This window comes from Streptomyces sp. 13-12-16 (assembly GCF_002114215.1).
Taxonomy (GTDB): domain Bacteria; phylum Actinomycetota; class Actinomycetes; order Streptomycetales; family Streptomycetaceae; genus Streptomyces.
In genome coordinates this window covers 2,735-7,667 of the sequence record NZ_NCTE01000303.1, presented here as the reverse complement: position 1 = coordinate 7,667, position 4,933 = coordinate 2,735, and the positions used below count along the sequence as shown (strand labels likewise).

The window sequence follows — 4,933 nt, the reverse complement described above, 5'->3', positions numbered from 1 at the left end:
CGCCGGTCAGCGCGGGTGCGGGCCCCGGTGCGGGGGCTGCTCGGGCGCCGGGCGGGGCCCGGGCAGCGGGACGGGACGCCCGGCGGGGGCGCCCTCGCGCACGGTCAGCTCGGTGCCGTGGTGACGGATGGTCAGCGGCGCTCCGGAGCGCAGCGTGTACGTCGCCCGGTCCCCGGTGACCTCCACGCGCAGGCACCGGCCGAGGAACCGCAGGGTGAAGGCCAGGCGGCGCAGCCTCGACGGCAGCCGGGGGGCGAACCGGAGGCTGCCGTCGTCCCAGCGCATGCCGCCGAACCCGGCGACCAGGGCCGTCCAGGTGCCGGCCAGGGAGGCGATGTGCAGTCCGTCGCGGGTGTTGTGCTCCAGGTCCGCGAGGTCCATGAGGGCGGCCTCGGCGGTGTAGGCGTGGGCCAGGTCCAGGTGGCCGGTGCGGGCGGCGAGGACGGCCTGGACACAGGCCGACAGCGAGGAGTCCCGTACGGTCAGCGGCTCGTAGTAGGCGAAGTTGCGGGCGATCTGCTCCTCTCCGAAGACCTCCTCGAAGTAGCCGGCGCAGGTGTGCATCGCCAGCACCAGGTCCGCCTGCTTGATCACCTGTTTGCGGTAGAGGTCGAAGTAGGGGAAGTGCAGCATCAGCGGGTACTGGTCGGCGCGGGTGCCGGCGAAGTCCCAGCGCTGGTAGCGGGTGAAGCCCGCGTGCTGTTCGTGCACGCCGAGTTCGTCGTTGTAGGGGAGGTTCACGGCTTCGGCGGCGTCCCGCCAGCCGGCGCTCTCCTCCTCGTCGACGCCGAGGGCCGCCGCGGCGTCGGGGTGCCGTTTGCAGGCGTCGGCGGCGGCCAGCAGGTTCGCCCGGGCCATGAGGTTGGTGTACGTGTTGTCGTCGGCGACGGCGCTGTACTCGTCCGGTCCGGTGACGCCGTCGATGTGGAAGACGCCCCGGTCGTCGTGGTGGCCGAGGGAGCGCCAGAGGCGGGCGGTCTCCACCAGCAGCTCCACGCCGGTGTCGCGTTCGAAGCGCTCGTCGCCGGTGGCCTGGACGTAGCGCACCACGGCGTCGGCGATGTCGGCGTTGACGTGGAAGGCGGCGGTACCGGCCGGCCAGTACGCGGAGCCCTCCGAGCCCTCGATGGTGCGCCAGGGGAACGCGGCCCCGCGCAGGCCGAGTTGGGCGGCGCGCTCGCGGGCGACGGGAAGGGTGGTCTGCCGCCAGCGCAGCGCCTCGGCGGCGGCGTCCGGCACGGTGCAGATCAGCAGGGGCAGCACGAACACCTCGGTGTCCCAGAAGGCGTGGCCGTCGTAGCCGGAGCCGGTCAGCCCCTTGGCGGGTATCGCGCGCCGCTCGGCGCGGGCCCCGGCCTGCAGGACGTGGAAGAGGGCGAAGCGCACGGCCTGCTGGATCTCCTCGTCGCCGTCGACCTCGACGTCGGCACGGGCCCAGAAGTCGTCGAGGTAGGCCCGCTGTTCGTCGAGGAGTCCCTGCCAGCCGCTGTGCGCGGCGGCCGCCAGCGCCGCCTCCACCTGGTCGCTCATCGCGGGCCGGGAGCGGGCGCCGGACCAGCCGTGGGCGACGAGTTTCTCCACCCGCAGCCGCTGTCCCGGCTCCAGGACGGAGGTGACGGTGAGCCGGGCCATGTCCACGTTGCTCTCGCAGTCGGTGGTGGTGCGTTCGGGGCCGTCGACGACGTGGTCGGCGGCCACGGCGACCCTGATGCCGCTGCGCCGGGTGCGGTGGACCAGGCGCAGCCGGTGATCCTTGGCGAGGTCCTCCTCGGGTTCCAGCGGGGACTTCAGGGCGCGGGCGGCGCGCGGGTCGCCGTCCGGTCCGGGCAGGCTCTCGTTGGTGACGAGTTCGGACTGCAGCACCACGCGGGTGCGGCTGTCGACGGGCTCGACCTCGTAGGCGACGGCGGCGACGGCCCGCTGGGTGAGGGAGACCAGCCGGGTGGAGCGCACCCGGACCGTGGACCCGGCCGGGGAGGTCCATTCGCAGACCCGTTCGAGGACGCCCCGGCGCAGGTCCAGGGTCCGCTCGTGGCTGACGAGGCGCCCGTAGCGCAGGTCGAACGGTTCGTCGTCGACCAGCAGCCGGATCACCTTGCCGTTGGTGACGTTGATGACCGTCTGGCCCGACTCCGGGTAGCCGTAGCCGGCTTCGGCGTAGGGCAGGGGGTGCAGTTCGTGGACGCCGTTGAGGTAGGAGCCGGGCAACCCGTGCGGTTCGCCCTCGTCGAGGTTGCCGCGCCAGCCGACGTGGCCGTTGGACAGCGCGAACACGGACTCGCTCTGTGCCAGGACGTCGAGGTCCAGGCTGTGTTCGCGCACGGTCCACGGTTCGACGGCGTACGCCCGCTGTGTGATCACTTGTCGTCTCCGAGTTCGGCGAGGTCCGTCACGACCCGGTCGGCGCCGTGCGCGTACAGCGCGTCGGCCTGGCCCACCCGGTCCACGCCGACGACGTATCCGAAGTGCCCGGCGCGGCCCGCGTCCATGCCGGCCAGCGCGTCCTCGAACACGGCGGCCCGGGACGGTTCGACGCCCAGGTCCCGGGCGGCGGCGAGGAAGGTGTCGGGTTCCGGCTTCCCGGGCAGGCCGCGTTCGGCGGCGACCACGCCGTCGATCCGGACGTCGAAGAGGTCCTCGGCGCCGATCGACCGCAGTACGTCACGGCAGTTGGCGCTGGAGGAGACGATCGCGGTGCGCAGTCCGCGGGCGCGGACCGCGGCGAGGTAGCGCAGGGTGGTGTCGTAGGCCTCCACGCCGTCGGTGCGGATCTTCGCCAGCAGCAGTTCGTTCTTGCGGTTGCCGAGGCCGTGCACGGTGCGGGCGTCGGGCGGGTCGTCGCGTTCGCCCTCGGGCAGTTCGACGTCGCGGGAGGCGAGGAAGGTGCGGACGCCGTCGGCGCGCGGGCGGCCGTCGACGTACTCGTCGTAGTCGGCGTCGGTGAAGGGCCGGAAGGCGTCGCCGTCCCGCTCGCGGAGGAAGGCGTCGAACATCTCCTTCCAGGCGGCCGCGTGGACGACGGCCGTCTTCGTGACGACGCCGTCGAGGTCGAAGAGGCAGGCGAGGATGTCATCGGGCAGACCTGGATCCGTCATACGGGACACCTTTCCCCGATACGGTGCCGGACAGTGGGTGGCGCGGGCCACATGGCAGCGGACCGCCCGCTTCCCGGGTGGCACACTCTCCCGTGTGGCGCTGACCTTCGACGACCTCCTCCGCCGTGCCCGTGCCCTTCCGCGGGGCGGCCGGCGCGCGATCCTCGGCATCGCCGGCAGCCCCGGCGCGGGCAAGTCCACGCTCGCGGAGCGGCTGGTGCGGGAGCTGAACGGCACCGGGGAGCCGTGGGTCGCCCATGTGCCGATGGACGGCTTCCATCTCGCCGACGCCGAACTCGTCCGCCTCGGCCGCCGCGACCGCAAGGGCGCCCCGGACACCTTCGACGCGGCCGGGTACGCGGCACTGCTGCGCCGGCTGCGCGAGGAGACGTACGACGACGTCGTGTACGCCCCCGGCTTCGAGCGGACGCTGGAGCAGCCGGTCGCGGGCGCGCTCCCGGTGCCGCCGACGGCCCGGCTGGTGGTGACGGAGGGCAACTACCTGCTGCTGGACACCGGTGCCTGGGCGCGGGTCCGGCCGCTCCTCGACGAGGTGTGGTTCTGCGTCCTGGACGAGGAGGAGCGGCTGCGGCGGCTGATCGCCCGGCACGAGGAGTTCGGCAAGAGCCACGAGGAGGCGGTGGCGTGGGTCGGGCGCAGCGACCGGCGCAACGCCGAGCTGGTGGCGTCGACGCGGGACAGGGCCGACCTGGTGGTCCGGCCACCGGAACCGGCTGGACGGAGTGCGCCCCGGTGACGCAGGCTCTCGTACCGTGATCAGAGAAGCCACCGTGCACGACGTCCCCGAGATCCGCGCGATGATCCGCGAGCTCGCCGCCTACGAGAAGGCCGCCGAGCAGGCCCGCGCCACCGACGAGCAGCTTCGCGCGGCCCTGTTCGGCGAGCACCCCGCCGCGTCCGTCCTGATCGCCGAGGACGACGACACCGGCGGCGTCGCGGGGTTCGCGCTCTGGTTCCCGCGCTTCTCGACCTGGACCGGTACGCGCGGGATGCATCTGGAGGATCTGTACGTCCGCCCGGACACCCGGGGCGCCGGACACGGCAAGGCGTTGCTGGCCGCCCTCGCGGCGATCTGCCGGGAGAGCGGGTTCGAGCGCTTCGAGTGGGTGGTGCTGGACTGGAACGAACCGGCGATCGCCTTCTACGAGTCGCTCGGCGCGAAGCTGCTGGAGGAGTGGACGGTGTGCCGGCTGACCGGTGCCCCGCTGGAGGAACTCGCCGCGCGGGCGGTTCCCCCCGTGGGCGGAGGTCCGGTGCGGCAGTAAGGGCCCGTGAGGGGTCTCGCGGCGGCGGACGTACGCGATCCGGCCGCCGGCGGCGTTCGTCGCGGTGAGTTCGCTACGGACGTCCCCCTTCTGTCCGCCGTACTCCGACGAGGCGTCCGGCGGTCCGCCGGAGACCCGGTTCCGGCCGCACGACTCGGACGTCGACCGGGGCCAGGACCTCGGCCGGCTCGCCGACCGGCTGCGCGAACGGTGCCGCGGGGAGCGGATCCGGCTGGTCCACAAGGGCGGTGGGGTGCCCTCGTACTACGGCGTCGACGCCGCCGATCCGCGCCGGGTACCGCCCGCCCGGGTGCGCGGGGCGCTGGTGGTGTCGGACTCCGCGGCGGCCAAGGCGACCGGCCGGCCGGCCGAGTTGACCGACGGCAGCCGCCCGGTCGACGACGTGGGCCACTCGATCACGGTCCACCGGCGCCGACCCGCACCGTCAGCCGGCCGTCGGCTGCCCCGCGCGGTGGAAGGCGTCGGCGCTCACGTGCGGCATCACGCTGCTCGCCACGCGGAAGCGGCCGTTGGGGACCTCGGAGGACCGGC

General features: G+C 73.7%; 4 protein-coding genes and 1 pseudogene. 3 read left to right on the top strand and 2 right to left on the bottom strand.

The annotated features are described in order from the left end of the window. Positions 1 to 6: 6 nt before the first annotated feature. Entirely contained in the window at positions 7 to 2,361 is a 2,355-nt protein-coding gene (locus B7767_RS13135; protein ID WP_085572346.1) for a glycoside hydrolase family 65 protein, read from the bottom strand. Next, positions 2,358 to 3,095: a beta-phosphoglucomutase family hydrolase gene (locus B7767_RS13130; protein ID WP_085572345.1), complete on the bottom strand. Its 738-nt coding sequence runs from the start codon at positions 3,093 to 3,095 to the stop codon at positions 2,358 to 2,360. The genes B7767_RS13135 and B7767_RS13130 overlap by 4 nt, the downstream gene beginning before the upstream one ends. Before the next feature lie 94 nt (positions 3,096 to 3,189). On the opposite strand from B7767_RS13130, the gene B7767_RS13125 reads away from it, so the two are divergent. From B7767_RS13125 to B7767_RS13115, 3 genes and pseudogenes are all read left to right on the top strand, one after another. Next, positions 3,190 to 3,852, top strand: coding sequence for a nucleoside/nucleotide kinase family protein (locus tag B7767_RS13125; RefSeq protein ID WP_085572347.1), 663 nt, complete (start codon positions 3,190 to 3,192; stop codon positions 3,850 to 3,852). A 16-nt stretch (positions 3,853 to 3,868) separates the two neighbouring features. Then, positions 3,869 to 4,381: a GNAT family N-acetyltransferase gene (locus B7767_RS13120; protein ID WP_085572344.1), complete on the top strand. Its 513-nt coding sequence runs from the start codon at positions 3,869 to 3,871 to the stop codon at positions 4,379 to 4,381. A gap of 22 nt (positions 4,382 to 4,403) precedes the next feature. Next, positions 4,404 to 4,814, top strand: a pseudogene (locus tag B7767_RS13115) (phospholipid carrier-dependent glycosyltransferase); the annotation flags it as partial. Positions 4,815 to 4,933: the final 119 nt, after the last annotated feature.

Excerpts from the sequence above, each read along its gene's own strand:
- B7767_RS13130 (WP_085572345.1), bottom strand. The coding sequence starts at position 3,095 with ATGACGGATCCAGGTCTGCCCGATGACATCCTCGCCTGCCTCTTCGAC.